Origin of the sequence: Halomonas citrativorans, assembly GCF_900163645.1 — a bacterium.
In the GTDB taxonomy this organism is placed as follows: Bacteria; Pseudomonadota; Gammaproteobacteria; order Pseudomonadales; family Halomonadaceae; genus Vreelandella; species Vreelandella citrativorans.
On sequence record NZ_FUKM01000046.1, the window covers coordinates 64,514 to 83,918 of the forward strand.

Below are 19,405 nucleotides of genomic sequence, written 5' to 3' on the forward strand. Positions count from 1 at the left end.
ATAAGGAAGCACAATGATTCTTGGTACTCTAGGGCCTGAAGGCAACAATCATGCGCTGGTCGCTGGGCGCTATCTCAAACACCGGGTACCGCAAGGTGGCCAATGCATTTTCTTCGATACGTTTGAGGCGGCTTTCGAGGCACTTCAAGCCGGCGAACTAACCCATGTACTGCAATGTACGGCCCACTTCAGTCATGCCGACTGCGTAGGTCGCTATATGCATCGCGCCTTTCCAGTCGATACGTTTATTGCGGGCAGTAAGCCGCTGGCGCTGCTCGCCCGTCGTGATACTCCCGAACCAGAGCACATCGCGCTTCAGCCTGCCACGCGTTACTACACTGATTTAAGCGCGTTCAAGACGATCATTGAGGCACCGACAACCGTCGACGTTGCCAATGGATTAATCGAAGGTCGTTATCAGGCCGGCATTTGTGCAGAAGAAGCACTGGTCCAGGCACCTGATACGCTAACCTTGGTACGCTCGCTTGGACCGGCCATTGATACCTGGGTAATCTACGCGACCACAGCGCTAAATGAGGATTCGCCGCTGCACTTATAGCGCACATCGGCAGCGACGAACCCGGCAAGCTAGAGTGCGAAGATAATCAGCGCGCCCACCACCACAAGCACCAGGCGCAGCCAGAGCGCTTTATGGACAATGACGCCAAAGGAGATCGCCCCCAAGCCTACAGCCACCTTGGCGGTATCGAACAGCGCACCAGCGGGGTCAAAGGCAAGCCGAATCATGTCAGGGTTAGCGACCATTGCTAACGGAATGATATAAAGCCCGATGCCCAGCGCCATGGCCTTCAGCGCTACCTTAAGCCAGTTCTCTCCCACCATGCCCGCCGCGATAAAGACACCACCACACACCGGCGGTGTAATCGTCGACAGTAGCGCATACCAGAAGACAAACAAGTGCGCGAGGAGCGGTTCAAGCCCAAGCGATGTCAGTGCAGGTCCCGCCACAGAAACACAAATGACATAGGCGGCCGTCGTGGGAACTTCCATGCCCAGAATCAAACATGCCAGTGCCGTCAACAAAAGCGCAGGCCACAGCATATCGTTGGAAAGCGACAGGATACCGGAGGTAATTTTCACCCCAAGCCCGGTCAGCGAAAGCACGCCTATCACCAGCGAGGCGCAAATAATAATCGCGCCAATCATCGCAATCTGCCGCCCAGCGGTCACCATGGCGAGCATAAACCGGGTTATAAAACCGGACAGGGAAAAACGGAGTGTGACGTTAAAAAACAGCAGGGCCAAACTGGCGAAAATGGCAATGCTCGCCGCATACTGAGGGGTGTATCCGCTAATAAAAATACACGCCAGCAGCAACACAAAAGGGACCGCAAAAAACAGTGAGGTAATCAATACCTCTTTACGGCTGGGTTGCTCGCTTTTATCCAAAGGCTGCAAGTCATGCCGAGTCGCGTAAGCATTAATCCCCACCCAGACCGTCAGAAAGTAAAGAAACGCCGGTAAAACAGCCGCCGCCATAATCTGTGTATAGGGGGTTCCAGTGAGCTCCACCATGACGAAAGCACCCGCACCCATCAAGGGCGGCATAATTTGCCCACCCGAGGAGGCCACTGCTTCCACCGCCCCTGCCAGGGATTTCGGATAACGCAAACGCACCATGGAGGGAATGGTAATGGCCCCGGTAGACGCCACATTGGCGGAGGCCGACCCGGAAATGGACCCCATCAGCGCTGAGGAGATCACCGAAACTTTAGCCGCGCCACCGGTTAACCGGCCCGCCACGGCACTTGCCAGATTCATAAATCCTTGACCTGCCTCGCCCGCGTTAAGCACAGCACCAAAAATAACGAAAATCGCGACGACGCCCACACTGACACCGGTAAGTGACCCCCACAGCCCGCCTTCGGCAATGGTCAGCGTGCCCACCATGCTTGGCAGGGGAATACCTGGGTGACCAAACGTGCCAGGCACATACTGTCCAAAAGCGCCATACAGCAAAGCGAGCAACGCAACCAACGGTAAGGGCCAGCCAATAGCACGGCGCGCCGCTTCAAGCGCCAGAGCGATCAAAAAAAGCCCAATACCCATTTGCAGATGGCTATCGATAAAACCGTACTGGTTGGCCAGTGATGCTTCGTTAAGGGCGATATAACCGCAGGCCATCACACCAAGTAGTGTCAGCACCCAGCCACTCGCCCGCTGCCAAGGCGTTTTGGCCATAAATATCAGCACCCAGGGTAGCAGCAATGCCATGTGCAGCGGGCGACTAATCAACGCAGGCGTTAACCCGTAAAAGATAAGCCCCAAGTGGAAAACCACGCTTAAGGTGCCCAGTGCTACCCAGCCACGCGCAGCGGGCGCCTCGTCGTCTAGCGTCGAAGTTGAAAAAAGTGTCATGCCCTATGCCTATCAGAAACGAGTCAACAACAAATAGCGACGCCACGAAGCGGGCCTCGTGGCGTCGGCACTGCCTGGGAGAGAATTAACGCAGCGATTCGGGAACGTCGATGCCTGCTTCCTCGTAATAGCGCAGAGCACCGGGGTGCAGCATACCTGCCATATTGGCAAGCTGGTCAGTCGTAATACCGCCCCACCACGCGGTCTCTTCGGCCATGGCATCACGGCGTTCCCAGAAGGTTTTGGTCAACATATACGCGGTTTCGTCATCCATTTGTGACGTGGTATACGCCATGACGGGTAACGACGTGGTTTGTACGTCCTCATCAATACCTGGGTAGGTACCGCCAGGAATTACCTGACGCGGTGCGCCGGTCATGTCGATCTGCTCGTCAGTGAGACTCACCATCGCAATCGGCATGCTCGCAGCCACTTCGATAATATTGGGCGTTGGGTAAGAGCTTGCGGTTACAAAGCCGTCAATCTGTCCGTTTTTCAACGCGTCGGGGCCACTGCCCAAGGCAGCATCGGCGACCTGTACACTCTCTTCCAATCCAAACAGCGCCAGGTAACGTGCGGCTTCACGTGCGCCGAACGTGCCCCGGCCAATCAGGATATGTTTATCTTCAAGTTCCTCAATACCCACTACGCCTTTATCCTCGCCCAGAATGAAGTGCATGGTAATCGCTGGAATGGGAAACAGGCCGCGAATCTCCTGAAAACGTGGACTCTGGCGTTCAGCAAAAGGCCCTTCACCCGCCATGGCCTGGTCAACCAACGCAGGCGGCGTGGTAAAAACATAGTTACCCTGGCGCGCCATGACTTCCATCACGTTTTGCACCGAGCCTTGGCTCTCTTCCAGGGTAAGAATAATAGCGTCATCCGTGCCCTGGCGAATGGCTTCTGATAACTCGACACCCATCTGATAATAAGCCGTTCCCGCCGTTGCCGATTTGTAGGTAACGCGAGTTTCCGCTTGAGCGGCCAGGCTAAGTGAAAGCGTGGTGGCTACGAGTAAGGGCGTGCATAAAGCAGAGCGTAGAAAGGGGAGCATGTGTCAATTCCTGGTATCCAGCGACCTCAACGGCCTGATTTTTTTGTCGCGCTGAAAGAATAATAAACGCCAGCGGGCCAGGTCGTGAACAGTGCCCCGCCTAGCGCCGCTAACATTAGCATGTAATACGCCGAGCAGGAACGCTGTGCCTCAACGGAGTAGCCCTACCAAGACAGCCCTATCCAGCACTGAATTCGATGCATAGGCAGCACTGACGGGCAATAATGGCAAACAAAGTATGGCACTCATCGTTCGTCTTACTGCATCGCTTATCGCTTGCAACTTTGGTTTATTATCATAAAGATTAATCACTGTTAAAATGTATCGCACTTTACCAACAAACTTACCATTAGCTAAATGGGTAATTTGCTAAAAAAAGATGCCATAGCGAGTTAATAAACGATCTTTATTCGGTTTTATTCTTTATTTAGAAAATAGGCAAGTTGTTATACTTAACGCCGCTTATTAACCCTTCCTACCACCTTTAAATAAGGATAAACGCATCATGTTGACGCAGGATTGCGACCCAAGCCAGCCGAGATTTTCTCGTCGCTGGCTTTTTTTGTTAGCCCCCTTACTATTTTTCTATAGTGTGTCGACCTTTGCTGTGACGGGTGAGATTGATTTAACGACATCTTTTATCGGTTTTTTTGCTGTCGCCATTTTTGTTTTGGCATATGCCTTGGTGATGGCAGAAGAAAAGATTCATATGCGTAAATCCAAGCCAGTGCTAATAGCGGCAGGTATTATTTGGAGCCTCATCGGCTGGGTGTATGTTCAAAACGGCATGTCAGAAACCTCAGAATATGCGTTTCGCATGACCCTTTTAGAGTTCACCGAGCTGATGCTGTTCCTGCTGGTGGCCATGACGTATATCAACGCCATGGAGGAGCGTCGAGTATTTGATGCTTTGCGCTCCTGGATGCTGCGTAAAGGATTTAACTATCGCACGCTTTTCTGGCTGACCGGCGGCTTGGCATTTATTCTTTCACCGATTGCCGATAACTTAACCACCGCGCTGCTAATGTGTGCCGTCATTACCAAGGTGGCCGAAGGTGACAAGCGCTTTATTAACCTGGCGTGCATTAATATTGTGGTCGCCGCCAATGCGGGGGGCGCCTTTAGCCCATTTGGGGACATCACCACGCTGATGGTATGGCAGGCAGGTATTCTTCAGTTCCAGGAGTTTTTTACTCTTTTCCTCCCTTCCTTGGTTAACTTCCTGATTCCGGCCATGATCATGAGCCTGTTTATCAAGGATCAAAAGCCCGATAGCGTGCATGAGGATGTGCAACTGAAACGCGGTGCACGACGGATTATCGTGCTTTTCTTACTGACTATTCTAACCGCCGTCATGTGCCACACATTCCTGAACTTGCCGCCCGTGCTCGGCATGATGACAGGGCTTGGTTATCTTCAGTTCTTTGGCTTCTACCTACGCAAGAGCCTGCCCCGTTCGCTGGAGCGTAAGCGTGAACGCTACAGTCGTCGTGGGGATAACAAGAAACTGGCGCAATTAGGTAGCGTGGTACCGTTTGACGTATTTAACCGCGTGGCACGGGCCGAGTGGGACACACTGCTGTTTTTCTACGGCGTGGTGATGTGCGTAGGTGGGCTTGGCTTTATGGGCTATCTTAGCCTGCTGTCCGATGCGCTTTATACCAACTGGGATGCCACGTGGGCGAACATTGTGTTGGGGGTGGTCTCCGCTGTGGTGGATAACATTCCCGTGATGTTTGCAGTGCTCACCATGCAGCCCGAAATGTCTGACGGGCAGTGGCTGTTGATCACCCTAACCGCCGGTGTTGGAGGCAGCCTGCTCTCTATTGGTTCAGCAGCTGGCGTTGCGGTTATGGGCCAAGCACGCGGCTCTTATACCTTTATGGGCCACTTGCGCTGGACGCCGGTTATTCTATTGGGCTACATCGCCAGTATTGCCGTTCATTTATGGCTTAATGCAGGAAGCTTTACCGCCTCTTAAGACAGATTGATACGCTGTTTTTTAACACACGCCCTCACCATAATAGATAACGCCCTTATCCAGGGCGTTATCGTTTAGCTTTTTAGTAGCTTTCAAACAAGCGATCAATGGGTGTCGGTCGGCCAAACAGGTAGCCCTGATAACGATAACAGCCATGACCTTTTAGCCAATCCAGTTGCTCTTGCTTCTCGACCCCTTCGGCTACCACCGTTAACCCAAGGCTCACTGCCAACAAAATGGTGGTATCGACGATGGCCGCATCCGCTTTATCGGTTAAAAGCTCGCGGATAAACGACTGGTCAATCTTTAGTTCATCCAAGGGCAGTCGTTTAAGATAGCTTAACGACGAGTAGCCAGTACCAAAGTCATCAATCGCAAAGCGAACACCTTGCGCGCGCAATTTGAGCATTGTATTGCGCACACGTGTTGGATCACGCATTAACAGGCTTTCGGTGACTTCCAGCACCAGCCGCCCAGGCGGCGCTTGGGTCTGAGCAAGAAGACCTTCCAAGTTGCGTACAAATTCAGGCTGCTGAAACTGTACCGAGCTCACGTTAACGGAAATCGTCAGCGCAGCATAAGGGGCCTGGTTGGCCCACTTGGCAAGCTGCTCGCAGGCAGAATGAAGCACCCAATAACCAATGGGTATAATTAGCCCATTCTCTTCTGCTAGAGGAATAAAGGTCGATGGCGGCACCCAGCCTCGCTGGGGGTGACACCAGCGTAAAAGCGCCTCCACACCGGTGGTAATGCCTTGATGATTTACCTGAGTTTGATAGTGCAACGCCAGCTCATGACGTGCCAGCGCATGGTGTAAATCGGCTTCAAGGTTGGCCCGCTCGATCAAGCGTGTTTGCATACTGCGATTAAAAAAGCGCAGCGTATTCCCACCCGCGGCTTTAGCCTGCTGAAGTGCCAAGTCGGCCTGTTGGAGCACGCTGTTCATACTATGATCAGAGCCATCGAATAGCGTAATACCAATACTGGCGTTGACGGGCAGCGAACGCCCCGTACGCAGTTTGGAGATAGCGTCCAACAACTGCTTAGCTGTGCGTTCAGCGCTTAGCGCAGCATCCGCCTGATGCTCGCCCAGCTTTGCCAGTAGCGCAACAAACTCATCCCCACTAAAGCGGGCCAACACAGCCCCTTCTGGTAACAGCGGCCGCACCTGCTTGGCCACATCAATTAACAACTGGTCGCCACTTTCATGGCCCTGAATATCGTTAACGAGATGAAAGTTATCCAGATCAATGGTCAGCAGTGCGCTATAGAGATGGGGCGTATTCTCCTGCTCAATTTTCCCGCTTAACGACTCCATCAATAAGCGTCGATTAGGCAGACCTGTCAGCGCATCGTAAAACGCCAGATGATTGGTACGCGATTGCAGCTCAAGGTAATCGGTTAGTTCAGTGGAAATACCGCACAGACTCGCGGGCTCGCCTGGGGAGAGGGATAACGGCATTTTAATAGTAACAAACGTGCGAACCTTATCGTTGTGTTGTAGTACGTTCCTCTCTTCGAGCGTTATTTTTTTGCCTGATTCCATCACACTGCGGTCAATCTGGGCTATTTCATTCGCGGTTGTGCTATCAAAAAATGCCTCATCGCTCTTACCCAGAATTTGCTCTTTCGGCAGCCCAAAGAGTTCAACCACCCGCTGGTTGACAAACTGGTAATGTAACGAGGGTGTTTTGATATAGATGCAGGCGTCCACGTTATTAAGAATAGTGGTCAGCATGGCCTCATTGGCGTCGAGCTGTGCCCTATTTAACGTGACACGTCGTTTAAGCCACCATGCACTGCCTAGCGCCACAGCAAGTAGCGCCGTTAACAGACCCAGCCCGCCCCATAACCAGGTAGAGATCGTATCGGGTGGTGTTTCGGCACGCCAGGAACGCAGTATCCTAAAATACACTGAACGTGGATTTTGCTTCCAACCACGTAACACATCGTCGATACGGTCCAGTATGGTTGCCGACAAAGTAGGCGACCCGGCATAGAACAGCCGGATAGGTTGAAAGATGATGGGCGCTTCATATAGTCCATAGTCCTGCGCGCGCCAGTCTCCGAAGATATGGTCGGTAACCGCCAGGTCCGCATCCCCCATGGCCACTGCTTGAAAAGTATCCGCATAGCTATCCACGGGCAACCAGGTGACCGAAACACCGAAGCGTTCTGTCACGGCGCTCAGGTAGTTCTGTTGAATAGAGCCATCTACAATGGCGACGCGTTTTTGTTCAAGATCAAGAATCGCCTCGACCCGCTCGTTTTCGCGCTGATAAAGCTGCGACCAACTTTGGATAATCGGTTCACGATGAAACGCGATACGTTCACCACGCTCTTCACCCCAGGCAGTCCCAGGCAATATATCGATATCACCCTGTTCAAGCAGAGTAAGACAGTTGTGAAATTCGCAGGCAATACTCTCAAGCTGCCAATCCTCTTCTTGTGCAATCGCTTCAAGCAGCTCACCCAAAATGCCGCGCAAATGCCCCTGGTCATCTACGAATATTTTTGGCGGATTGTTATAAACGCCCACCAATAAGGTGTCGCTGGCCATGCTTGAAAAAGCCAAACTCCAGAGGCTCAGCAACGCAGCGGCCTTAATAGCGCTTCTACGTGTACGAGCAAGCAGTCGTCCTGATATCAACCACGGCGGGTGGGTAACGCATCCAGCCTTATCCTGCATCGTCCTGCTACTCGCCTGGCACGGTGAGCGGGCCTGCGCGCTCGACCACACGCTGCCAAGCAGGGTCAGCGTCAATACGCGCTACAAACCGCATAATAGCGGGATACGTTGTCAGCGTTTGGGTGGCAGCTATGGCCTGAAGAGGAAAGCTCATTTGAATATCGGCCCCGCTTGGCCACTCACCTGCAAAGTTCTCTTTACGCGCTAAATGATCTTCGATAAAGCCCAGATACTGCTTAAGCTGAGGCGCTAAAAATTGCTGACTCACCTTATCGCCAATGCCTTTAGCGAGCGGTTTAATTAACCAGGGAGACTGTGCGGGTATCTTTTTAAATACCAGTTGCATCACCAGCAGTGGCATTAAAGAGCCTTCGGCATAATGTAGCCAATAGCGGTAATCAACCCAGTCGGCGATATTATCGACAGAGGGTTGCAAGCGCTCTTTGCCGTAGGTATGTAGTAAGTAATCAATGATTGCCCCTGACTCTGCAATCACTAATTCGCCATCCATAATGACTGGGGACTTACCTAAAGGATGAATGTTTTTTAGTGCCGCAGGCGCCTGCTGAGTTTTACGATCACGCTGATACACATGAATGTCATAGTCCAACGCAAGTATTTCGAGAAGCCATAAAATTCGATGTGAACGCGACTTTTCCAAATGATGGACGTGAATCATAAAGTACTCCATGAAGGCGATATAACACGCAGGCGCTAGGCCCGCAGCAACTGTCCTTTTACTGCAAGCTTATTTAGCGTAGCAGCGTTGCCCCTCATGGAGTACATATATCCAGGTAAAAAAAGTCTTATGTTCGATTAATGCGCCGCAGATGTATCCATCTATCCATTGGTGACCACTTCCCTTGCAGCCAAGGCGACAGTAGCCGTGTGGAGAGTGGAATAAACACAAATACCATCACCGGCGTTAATATCAGAGTGCTCACTAACACGCGCGGAATCAGCGCCCAATCGGCCAACATACCGCCAAATACCCACTGAAAGAGTAACGAGATAGGAAAAAAGGCCAACCAAACGGCAACGGCCTGCTTCCAGCGAGGCGGCACACTGCCTGAGCCGGTTTGAAACCAGGCATCCAACCCCGTGGCACGGTGCTCATGAGGCGCATCATAAAGCCCCCTGCCGCGCACAAGCCAGGCATGACGTGAAGCCGAGTGCTCCCATGCATGGAGCGTTTCACTGCTGCTAAAGCGGAAAATAATCTGATATTCATCGTGATGCTCGGGTGGCGCAAGCACTCCTGAGCCCAGATAACCAGGAAAATCAGCCGCTAGCTCGCGACCTTCGTTCAACCACCGATTAAAATCATGGTAACGGCCACTGGCAATGCGCCGAGCTACCATCAATGTGACAGGTGAGGCAGACATGGTATATCTCCTGATATAACCACAACCAATACTGGGTAAGCAGGTTGTAAACGATCCGGCGGATAAGCCTGATCGCGTTAACGGCATAAGCGAGGGATACCGCTTATGAGATGACGTAATTATATAGACAATAGCAACGCCATGTGGGTTATTTAACAGGTGGCGCTAAGCCATCTTAAGCACTCGTATTTGCACTCCGCCTTCGGCTAAGCACTCTAAGCGTGCAGCCTATGCATTAACGATAAGAGAGCGGATGGATACTCGTAAAGCGCCCTTGCGCTGAAAACTCCAGCCGAAAAACGCCATGAACACCGTTTTTCCCTACCACACGTCGAATAGCGTCGGAGGGAAACACCACCCAACGCCCATCCACGCTGCGGGTACGCACGTTGGCAACGCGCCCTTCATAATGGGCCAGGCATTCATCGGGGCTAAGATGGAGAATCACATCAATGGACGGCATAGCGGTATCAGTTAAAAACGGTTATGCAGCAAGTGACATGCCCTTGCACGCTTCTATTGGTTTACGAATGCGCTATAGTAACGCAACCGTACAATAACGTAATGACTCAAACGGCGGTAACTGCTTATGGATGCGACCATCAGTGCTTTTTCCCCGGTTGGGGCAGCATATACCACGACCTCCCATCGTGGGTCGACGACGACTGACGACACCGAGGACACGCTAGAAGCGCCTTCCACCTCCGAAGACGAAACGACCCAAACAGATGGTGAGGCGGCGGCCGCCCCCACGCGACCCGATGGAACGCCTCTAGCGCCTGAAGAAATCAAGCTGGTTGAGCAGTTAAAGCAGACCGACCGGGATGTTCGTCAGCATGAGATGGCTCACCAAATTACCGGCGGGGCCTATACTGGCGGCGCCACTTACGAATATGAAATAGGCCCCGATGGAAAGAAGTATGCCGTTGCGGGTGAAGTGCCTATCGATTACGGCCCTATCCCGGGTGACCCACAGGCCACCATAGAGAAAATGCAGACGGTGATTGCTGCCGCGCTGGCGCCAGCCGACCCGTCGCCAAAAGACGTGCAGGTAGCCGCCCAAGCCCGCCAATACTTGCTGGAAGCCCGCCTTGAGGCTTCCCAGCAAGAGAGCGCCACAAGATCTGCGCAGAGTGAAGCTGAGCAGAACGAGCCTGAAGCGGCCAACTCGGGGCAAGCCGCTTAACCACTGCCCCGAAGCCGCAGCGCTTATGGAAGTTGTGTAAGCGACTGCCAATCGGCTCGTAACGGCCATCGCGAAAGCCAAGTGGGCAACGCGTCGGCAGGCATGGGCTTGGCGATACCAAACCCTTGGGCAAGAAAGCAGCCTAATTTCATGAGCGCCTTGGCGTGCGCCAGCGTTTCCACGCCCTCTGCCAGCATGGGTCGGTTAAAACGATTAGCCATATAGATCACGCTTTCCACAATGGCCATATCGTTGGGGTCGCTGAGCATATCGCGCACAAAGCTTTGGTCGATTTTAATCAGATCTACTGGCAGCTGTCGCAAATGGGTAAGCGATGAGTAACCCGTGCCGAAATCGTCAATCGCGAGCCCCACCCCAAGCGCTTGGCAGCGCTCAATATTTTTAAGCGCCGCCTGCACATCATGCATGGCTGCACTTTCCAGCACCTCAAGCTTCAGCATACGCGGTGATATTTGTGGATAGCCCGCTAATAGCTCAGCCAGGCGCTGGCTAAAATTGCTGATCAACAAATGCGTAGGGCTGATATTGACGCTAATCGGTATTGTAATGCCCAAGCGCTGCCACTGGGCAAGTTGTTCAAGCGCCTGTGTCAGCACCCACTCCCCCAGATCTATTTCCAGCGATGAGGTGTCTATGTGGGGAAGGAATTGTCCGGGTAGCAGCAACCCCTTATCAGGATGCTGCCAGCGGACAAGCGCCTCCACCCCCACCACTTGCCCCAAGCGCATATCGACCTGCGGCTGAAAATAGAGCTGTAATTCATCGTGCTGGAGAGCATCGATAAAACGCTGTCGCTGTTCGTGGCGTACCTGAAGCAGCTTATCAAGGTCCGGATCGAAAAAGTGAAACGTATCGCGTCCACGCTGTTTGGCACGGTACATGGCCTGATTGGCGTGGCGCAGCAGCATATCGCCCTGCACATGATCATTGGGATAAAGCGTAATACCCAAGCTTACGGTCAGGTAAATACTCTGGCCTTCAATCACCATCGGCTTGCGGATCGCCGCCAGCAATTTTTCAAAAAACGCGTCGTCTACGCCATGATGCAGCAGCAACACAAACTCATCGCCACCGACACGCGCCAACACATCGTCACCAAACAGCAGATGACCCACGCGCTGTGCAAATGAGGAGAGTAAGGTATCTCCCATCTCGGCACCCAAGCGCTCGTTTATCGTTTGAAAGAGATCGATATCCAGCGAGCAAATGGCAAGCGGCAGCCCTTTCCGGTCCGCGTGCTGAATCGACTCCTGAATCAATTGCGTTAATAGCTGTAAATTGGGCAGACCTGTCAGCGCATCAAAATAGACGTCTCGATTCAAGTGCCGCGCATGGGCCGGAATCGCCGACAAATCGGCCAGTACAATAATGTGGTGGTCGATACCTCCCTGCTTATCACGCACCCGGTTGACCGACATCATGCCTGGATAATACTGCCCGTCATGACTCCGGTAACTCACCTGATGCTTGCTACGATCACGCAGCCTGAGCTCTTCGCTCATCAAGTGAGCCGTACGGCCATCTTCTAGCGGAAGAATGCTAAACGCTTCCGGTGTTTTACCTTTGACTTCGTCGAGCGTAAGCCCGGATAGCTCACAAAAAGCCGGGTTGACGTCCAGGACTCGATTGTCTCGATCGGTAATGATGATCGCTTCGTTAGCGAATAAAAAGGCGGTTTCGTCAGGTGAGCGTTTAGCGTCCGCGCCCTTCACCGGTATAACGTCCACTTGGCGCGAAAACGGGGCTTTTGGCGGTATGTGGGTAGGCGGATACATAGCTAGGCTCCTGTCCATTCGCGCCTAAAAGGCGTGCTACCAGGCAGCCTCTCTACTGACATTTACGCGCTTTTTAATAAAAGGTAACGAGACATACTATCACCGTCGATCAGTCTCGTGTCCTTGATCTTATGAGGTATTTTCATACATTAGGGCTACTTTTTCGGCCTGGAGAGAACTGATTAGAAAGCGACCTTACGTCCCATAACTCAGGATGTAATACGTAACTATGCGCGTTAAAGGAGCAGGCAAGGTATCAAGGCGCAAGTGCAGCGGCGCCTAAAAAGCGCTGCTGCCAGTAATCGATATCCAAGGGAACGCTGACCACGGCGCGACCACTTCCCGGTGCGTGGATCATCTGCTGGTTGCCGCGATAGATGCCTACATGCGTGGCCTTGCTACGCTCTCCAAAGAAGAGCAGGTCGCCAGGTTTGGGGGTATTGGCTGAAGGTAGCGCACGGAACTGTTCGTCTGCGGTGCGCGGTACGCGCATACCGGCCGCGCGATACGCCATTTCAACAAGCCCCGAGCAGTCGAGGCCGTCGGGCGTATTGCCGCCAAAGCGGTAAGGCGTGCCAATGGCCTGCTGAGCGTGGGCCAGAATCAGCACGCGCTCCATGGAGAGCCCTTCGCGGGATTCGGCAGGCGATGAGGGGGGTGCGATAGCGACATCACGGCTGGCACAGCCCGAAAGCCACATTAACATCATCAAAGCGAACGTAAACCTTCCCAACGTGATGGGCATTAGCAGCTCTCCTTGTGGCAATGCCCTTATCATGGCGCAAACGGGAGGGCAGCGCCAAGTTCAACTAACGGCCAATCCACTCAATAAAGCTGGTTTCGCCTAACGCATGGCGTTCGTGGCGTACACGACTCATCGCAGCGTAAGGCAAATCCATCGCCAATACGCGCCCTAACGGCTGCCCCAGTACCTGGCGCAGCAGGCCATTGCAAACAAACAGATGCGCCACTACCAGCACATGCTTACCGGGCGGATTCGCCAGCACGTTTTGCCATACCTCAGCAAGCCGCGAATCAAAAACATCCATCGCCTCGCCCTGCGGTGGTGATACAGCCTCAGGGCTGTTCCAGAAAGCGCTCATCGGCGCGGAGCCCTCCTCGCTAAACACCTCAGCGTGGGTTTTGCCCTCCCAGCGCCCCAAGTGCAGTTCAGCGAGATCGTCTTCAATCTGTACTGGCAATTCAAACTCTTCACCTAACCACAACGCAAACTCACGACAGCGCATAAGCGGCGAGGTAAGCACCGCATCGTAAGGCGGCCTGCCGTCAACGGTATGGCGCATGATGGCATCCGTTACCTGCTGCCAGCCGGTTTCACTCAGCGGATGGTCAGTAGAACCGCGCAGCATACGCCCGCCAACGGGTTCGCCATGGCGCAGCAAATCAATGGTGGTGACATCAGCATCAGGAAACCGCATTCAGAACTCCTCGCTTGGCGATTTATCAATCCATGGGTTAAATAATCGCGTGGCGGACACGGGCGGATATCCATTCCGAGACCAATACCGTGGCGAAGATCATGACAAAAATAACGCTGACCTGATTCCAGGCGAGCATATTGATAGAGGCATTCAACTGAAGACCGATCCCCCCTGCACCCACCAGGCCAAGCACGGTGGATTCACGAATATTGATATCCCACCGGTAAACACTGATACCTGCAAACGCTGGCATGATCTGAGGCAGAACACCATAGTTCATGACCTGTAAACGGCTGGCACCGGTTGCGCTGATGGCCTCGACAGGCGTCGGGTGAATTTCCTCAATGGCCTCATAAAGAAGCTTGCCTACAAACCCGATAGAGCGCAGCGCAATGGCGATAATGCCCGCCAGGACGCCTGGGCCCAAAATCGTTACCAACAGCATGGCCCAAATCAGCGAATTGATAGAGCGTGACGACACGATCACCATCAACGCCAGGCTTCGCACTAACGGATGCGGCGTGGTGTTACGCGCAGCGAGAAACGCCACAGGAAACGCCATAACAATCCCCAAGGCGGTGCCCAGCGTGGCAATGTTCAGCGTATCCCACATGGGTTTCCACAGCACATTGGCGTATTCCCATTTGGGGGGCATCATCCGGCTTAAAAGATCACTGCCCTGGCGTCCAGCATCCTCAACAAACACCCACATGGTGTTGTCGGAAATCACCTTCCAGCAGAACAAGAACAGGCTAATCCCTACTAGCCATGCACTAAATTGCAGCCACTGAGCACGCGAGGTACGTAGCCGCCATACCGGGATCCCTTGCCGGGAGGTTGAAACAGGCATATAGATTCTCCGGAGATTACTGCGTCCAACGGCGGACGTGGCTTGAGCTGTATTCGCACAGCAGCACAATAGCGATGATGATCAACAAAATGGCGGCTGACGTGTCGTACTCATAGCGGCTAAGCGAGGTATTCAGCGTGGCGCCTATCCCGCCTGCACCGACAATGCCGATCACTGACGATTCGCGGAAGTTGATATCCAAACGGTACATGGAAAGGCCAATTAAGCGCGGCATGACCTGGGGTTGAATGGCGTGATTCATGGTTTGCCACCAACTGGCGCCGGTCGCTCTCACCGCTTCTACCTGGCGCCAGTCCAGGTCTTCAACATCTTCGGCCAACAGCTTGGCCATAAAGCCGATAGTCGCGAATGCCAGCGTAATCATCCCCGCCAGCGGGCCAAAGCCAAACATCACCACAAACAGGATCGCAATAATGATCTCTTGAAAGGTACGTGACACGGCAATGATGCTACGACACACGAAATAAATCGGCAGCGGCGCAATGTTGCGTGCAGCGCCTAATCCCACAGGGATCGCGAGCGCCACCCCAATGACCGTGGAGGTAAGCGTCATGGTCAAACTCTCGACCAGTCCATTGATAATATCGTTACCACGGCTGAAAAAATCAGGCTGCGCAAACGCGCTGATAAAACGCAGGCCACGGCTGGTGCCTTCCGCCACACGTGCCCAGTTCACCTCAACAGAGGCCAGCGCCAACACCAGGTAAGCCACCACACCCAAGGCAATAGCCCAACGCAACCACTGGCTATGCACAAGGGGCAACCGACGCCAATGCCCTTGGCGGGCCGCGTGTTGGCGGGCTTCAAAATACGCCGAGCTCTGCTCACTCATGGTGCTACCCCAGCCATCTCACCTGCGACAGAGCGACGCTCACAGGAAACGGCCTCACTGTCAGGCTCATCGGCAGGTTCAGGAGAGGTATCCCAATCCTCTTCGCCATAAATGGTGGTGAGAATATCGCTGGTTAGCTCATCAGGACGGCCATCAAACACGATCTGGCCAGCCCGCAGACCCACAATACGGTCCGCAAACTGCTGGGCGAGCGCCACGTCATGAATATTGATAATCGTCGCCAACTCGCGCTCAGCACACAGTTCACGAATCAGGCGCATAATCTGGCGTGAGGTTTTGGGGTCCAAGCTGGCGGTTGGCTCATCTACCAGTAACAGCTTGGGGCTTTGTAACAGTGCCCGCGCAATCCCCACTCGCTGGCGTTGGCCACCGGACAACGCATCGGCGCGCTTATCAATAGCGTGAGGCAGGCCTACTCGCTCAAGCAGACGAAACGCTTCAGCGACGGCATCCTGCGGATAGCGGCGTAAAAAGCTACGCCAGAAGCCCACGTAGCCAAGCCGTCCAGAAAGCACGTTCTCCATCACTGTCAGGCGGTCAACCAGCGCATACTCCTGGAAAATCATTCCCATCGAGCGACGTGCCTTACGCAGGCCACTGCCCGAAAGCCTGGTAAGCTCAGTCCCTTCCAGACGAATGCTGCCCGACGTAGGCTCTACCAAGCGATTTACACAGCGAATCAGGGTGCTTTTACCCGCACCAGATGGGCCGATAAGCGCCATCACCTGGCCTTTAGGCAGGGTAAGTTCGATATCGGTAAGCGCACGGTCCCCGGTTGGATAGCGTTTGGTAACGCCGCTGAGTGTCAACATCGCTCTACCTCATCTACATAATGTAACGGCCAGAAGGGATTAACCTTCTGGCCGAGTAACCGCAAAATTAAGGGCTTACTTAGTCACATTCGTACGTCACACCGTTGGCATCGGCGATCGTGCGGATAACGGACCAGTGCTCTTCATAGGTAATCGGCATAAATTGCGCTTCACCCGAGTTGGCAAACTCAGCCTGTAGCGCAGACCCTTCCCAGTCGTAGCTAAAGAACGCCTCTTGAATCTGCTCGGCTAGCTCAGGCTTCAAGTTATGCGCCAAACCGTACGCTGTGGTGGGGAAGGTTTCTGAGGTGTAGATAATGTCGTAATCGCCTTCATTAACTACGCCCCGGGCAATCATGCGCGTGCCAACGGAGTTAGCAATGGCCGCTGCGTCGTAGTCTTGATTCACAACGCCCAGAATGGAGTTATCGTGGGAACCAGAGAACGCTGTCTCGAAGGCTTCCCCTGCTTCCATGCCATATTCAGAACGTAGCAGCGCAGAAGGTGCCCGGAAGCCTGAGTTAGACGTCTCAGAGGTAAACGCCAGTTGGCGGCCTTCGAGGTCTTCAACCGACGCAATACCGCTATCTGGATAGGTGATGATTTCCATTTCATAGCCATAACTGCCGTCGTCTGCTGCCATAATGGCAAACGGACGGAAGCCACCGCAGTTCACGGCAACCGGTACACCACCGGTGTTAAAGCCCGCTACATGCAGGCGGCCAGCGCGCAGCGCTTCTTGCTGTGCCGCGTTGGACTGCACCGGGAAGAACTGAACGTCTTTGCCTGTGGCTTCACTCAGATGGTCCAAAAAACCGGCCCACACATCCGCGTAAACAGCCGGGTCTTCGACCGGTGTATAAGCAAATACCAACGTATCGGGGTCGACCCACTGCGACTCATCCGTGGGTGCATCCGCTACCATGTCACCGTCGTTATCAACATAGCGCGCAGAGAGGTCTGCCGATGCATTAACGGCAACCAGAGCAAAGGCACTGACAACAGCAGCGCTGATCAAGGTACGGGGTAGAGACACAGTATGCATACGTCACCTAGAATGTTGTTCGAAGATAGCGCTATCCTGCCGACGCTAGATGACAACGCCACGACACTTAAATGACCACTTGATGACGGTTTCAAAAACTTAAAGCAGCTCTACCTTTTGAGTACAACAGCCCCGGCGTTCAACAAACAGGCTATTGCCCGGTATTTTTTTAGCCTGGTGCTTTAAATCAGAGAGCTGCGAGGCGATATCCAGCGCTTTACAGGAAGATGTATCGACAACCGGCTTGACGGCGATGGAGACACTGACAAAGGGAAAAAAGCTGGCATCGCCCTGGCGGTTCTCAATCGCAATGCCGCCCTTAACACGATCGCTCTCTTCATAGAAGCCGGGTGCCATCACCTCAAAAGAGTCCAGTATCTGCTGACACACGTGCTCCCAGTGGCTTAACGGCAGCAGCATCATGAAATCATCTCCTCCGATATGGCCTATAAAGCCTCCGGCACTTTCTACCTGCGCCTGGAGCAAGCGCGACAGCGAAATAATGATATGGTCGCCACGCGCGTAACCATAGGCATCGTTAAACGCCTTGAAATTATCCAGGTCGACATAGGCGGCCGCAAAGCCCTGCTCGGCGGCGAGATAGTTGGTTAATGTTTCATTGATCAGGATATTTCCCGGCAGACCGGTTAACGGATTGGCATGACGTGCCTGCCGAACCTGTATAGCGGTAATCTCACGCAGCAAATCGACAATACTGCCCAAACCCAAATAACGCCCATCGCTATCCACAATCACGAAATCTTCCTGCTCAATATCATGGCTATCGGTCAGTTGCTGACTAAGCACTTCAAGCGGTGTATCCGCGCTAGCAATCAGCGGCCGAGCATCCGCCACATCCAGCACTCGACGTTTGGAATACAGTGAGTGGCTATAAGGGTTGGTAAACAGAGTGAGAAAGGCATTACGGCGCACCACCGCCAAGGGCTTATCGTTATCGACCACGGCTACACAGCGTAAGCCCGGGTTTGTACTGAAGCGCTCGGACAGCATGGGCACCGAACAGTCGGGCGAAACGGCCTCAACATGACGAAAGATAGAGCGCGCGGTACGTCCCGCAGGGCTGGTTAACTGGGTGGTCGCGGGCAACCGCATTTGCATCTCTAGCGGTGGTTGTGGGCTTGGCCGGGCAAAGTAGAAGCCTTGCAGAAGCGCTAGACCACGATCCAGTTCCCACAAGCAGAGATGCTCAGCCGCGGTTTCCACACCCTCGGCAATCAGTTGGCAGTCGAGGCTACGTGCCACGTCCAGAATCGAGCGGAGAAATTCACGCTTGGCAGGCTCCTGGTCAATGCCCGAAATAAAGTGCCGGTCGAGCTTAACGAAATCAGGGCGTAGCTCCGACCAGTGGCGTAAGCTTGAATGCCCGGCCCCCAAGTCATCAAGCGCCACCTTAAACCCCATGTCGCGGTAGTGGTCAACCGCTTGGCGCATTAACTCATAATTGTGAATCGGCACATGTTCAGTAAGCTCAATCACCACCCGCTCAGGTGGTAGCCCGCTTTCGCGGATAAGGCCAAGCGTTAACCCTTCTTTAAAATCACGCTTAACAATGGTCAGCGGCATCACGTTAAGAAAGAGTAGTCCGGGAAGCTCAAGCTCAGCAAAGCGATGAATCGCCAGCCGCCTGCACAGCAAGTCCAGCTCAACCAATAGCCCCGCCTGCATGGCCACATCAAACAAGCGCAGCGGTGAGTGCAGCGGCGATGTTTTAGGCCCACGGATCAGTGCTTCATAGCCGTAAATAGATTGCTGGCTGGCATCCACGATGGGTTGAAACAACACGTGCAGATCTTCTGATTCAATAATACGGTTAAGCCATTGCGCTTCCTGGGCGGTCATATGCCTGCTGCCTTATCAAACGTCGTGATAGCTATTGAAAAAGACTCTTACA

The 19,405-nt window shown here is 53.5% G+C and carries 17 protein-coding genes; 3 read left to right on the forward strand and 14 right to left on the reverse strand.

Translation table 11 applies throughout. The features are described 5' to 3' along the window. Positions 1-13: 13 nt before the first annotated feature. A complete protein-coding gene (locus CZ787_RS10100; protein WP_087108749.1) occupies positions 14-559 on the forward strand; it encodes a hypothetical protein in 546 nt (181 codons plus the stop codon). Between the two features lie 29 nt (positions 560-588). On the opposite strand, the gene CZ787_RS10105 is transcribed toward CZ787_RS10100, so the two are convergent. After that, positions 589-2,379, reverse strand: coding sequence for a TRAP transporter permease (locus CZ787_RS10105; RefSeq protein WP_087108752.1), 1,791 nt, complete (start codon positions 2,377-2,379; stop codon positions 589-591). A gap of 85 nt (positions 2,380-2,464) precedes the next feature. Continuing rightward, entirely contained in the window at positions 2,465-3,433 is a 969-nt protein-coding gene (locus tag CZ787_RS10110) for a TAXI family TRAP transporter solute-binding subunit (protein WP_087108754.1), read from the reverse strand. A gap of 505 nt (positions 3,434-3,938) precedes the next feature. On the opposite strand from CZ787_RS10110, the gene nhaD reads away from it, so the two are divergent. Continuing rightward, positions 3,939-5,414, forward strand: coding sequence for a sodium:proton antiporter NhaD (nhaD, locus tag CZ787_RS10115; protein ID WP_087108756.1), 1,476 nt, complete (start codon positions 3,939-3,941; stop codon positions 5,412-5,414). A gap of 82 nt (positions 5,415-5,496) precedes the next feature. Here the strand turns inward: nhaD and CZ787_RS10120 are convergent, their stop codons facing one another. The 4 genes from CZ787_RS10120 to CZ787_RS10135 all read right to left on the reverse strand — a co-directional run bounded on the left by CZ787_RS10120 (position 5,497) and on the right by CZ787_RS10135 (position 9,951). Beyond that, on the reverse strand, positions 5,497-8,103 hold the full coding sequence (locus tag CZ787_RS10120; protein ID WP_087108758.1) for an EAL domain-containing protein: 2,607 nt from the start codon (positions 8,101-8,103) through the stop codon (positions 5,497-5,499). A 7-nt stretch (positions 8,104-8,110) separates the two neighbouring features. Next, a complete protein-coding gene (locus tag CZ787_RS10125) occupies positions 8,111-8,782 on the reverse strand; it encodes a glutathione S-transferase (protein ID WP_087108760.1) in 672 nt (223 codons plus the stop codon). 127 nt (positions 8,783-8,909) lie between these two features. After that, positions 8,910-9,488 carry an antibiotic biosynthesis monooxygenase gene (locus CZ787_RS10130; protein ID WP_087108762.1) on the reverse strand — a complete coding sequence of 193 codons (579 nt, stop codon included), beginning with the start codon at positions 9,486-9,488 and terminating at the stop codon, positions 8,910-8,912. Positions 9,489-9,723: 235 nt separating this feature from the next. Next, positions 9,724-9,951, reverse strand: coding sequence for a DUF2835 family protein (locus CZ787_RS10135; protein ID WP_087108764.1), 228 nt, complete (start codon positions 9,949-9,951; stop codon positions 9,724-9,726). Between the two features lie 126 nt (positions 9,952-10,077). On the opposite strand from CZ787_RS10135, the gene CZ787_RS10140 reads away from it, so the two are divergent. After that, positions 10,078-10,674: a putative metalloprotease CJM1_0395 family protein gene (locus CZ787_RS10140; RefSeq protein ID WP_087108766.1), complete on the forward strand. Its 597-nt coding sequence runs from the start codon at positions 10,078-10,080 to the stop codon at positions 10,672-10,674. Between the two features lie 23 nt (positions 10,675-10,697). On the opposite strand, the gene CZ787_RS10145 is transcribed toward CZ787_RS10140, so the two are convergent. The 8 genes from CZ787_RS10145 to CZ787_RS10180 form a co-directional block, all read right to left on the reverse strand. Continuing rightward, a complete protein-coding gene (locus CZ787_RS10145) occupies positions 10,698-12,470 on the reverse strand; it encodes a putative bifunctional diguanylate cyclase/phosphodiesterase (RefSeq protein ID WP_087108769.1) in 1,773 nt (590 codons plus the stop codon). A 256-nt stretch (positions 12,471-12,726) separates the two neighbouring features. After that, a complete protein-coding gene (locus tag CZ787_RS10150; RefSeq protein WP_087108771.1) occupies positions 12,727-13,215 on the reverse strand; it encodes a C40 family peptidase in 489 nt (162 codons plus the stop codon). Positions 13,216-13,279: 64 nt separating this feature from the next. Next, on the reverse strand, positions 13,280-13,909 hold the full coding sequence (locus CZ787_RS10155) for a histidine phosphatase family protein (RefSeq protein ID WP_087108773.1): 630 nt from the start codon (positions 13,907-13,909) through the stop codon (positions 13,280-13,282). A gap of 37 nt (positions 13,910-13,946) precedes the next feature. Continuing rightward, positions 13,947-14,762, reverse strand: coding sequence for a phosphonate ABC transporter, permease protein PhnE (gene phnE / locus CZ787_RS10160; protein ID WP_087108775.1), 816 nt, complete (start codon positions 14,760-14,762; stop codon positions 13,947-13,949). A gap of 16 nt (positions 14,763-14,778) precedes the next feature. After that, the gene (gene phnE / locus CZ787_RS10165; protein WP_087108777.1) at positions 14,779-15,615 is read right to left on the reverse strand and encodes a phosphonate ABC transporter, permease protein PhnE; all 837 of its coding nucleotides are present in this window, start codon (positions 15,613-15,615) and stop codon (positions 14,779-14,781) included. Next, the gene (gene phnC, locus CZ787_RS10170; RefSeq protein WP_087108779.1) at positions 15,612-16,448 is read right to left on the reverse strand and encodes a phosphonate ABC transporter ATP-binding protein; all 837 of its coding nucleotides are present in this window, start codon (positions 16,446-16,448) and stop codon (positions 15,612-15,614) included. The genes phnE (CZ787_RS10165) and phnC overlap by 4 nt, the downstream gene beginning before the upstream one ends. Before the next feature lie 79 nt (positions 16,449-16,527). After that, positions 16,528-17,493 carry a phosphate/phosphite/phosphonate ABC transporter substrate-binding protein gene (phnD, locus tag CZ787_RS10175; protein WP_087108781.1) on the reverse strand — a complete coding sequence of 322 codons (966 nt, stop codon included), beginning with the start codon at positions 17,491-17,493 and terminating at the stop codon, positions 16,528-16,530. A gap of 99 nt (positions 17,494-17,592) precedes the next feature. Further along, the gene (locus CZ787_RS10180) at positions 17,593-19,353 is read right to left on the reverse strand and encodes a bifunctional diguanylate cyclase/phosphodiesterase (RefSeq protein ID WP_087108784.1); all 1,761 of its coding nucleotides are present in this window, start codon (positions 19,351-19,353) and stop codon (positions 17,593-17,595) included. Positions 19,354-19,405 lie beyond the last annotated feature (52 nt).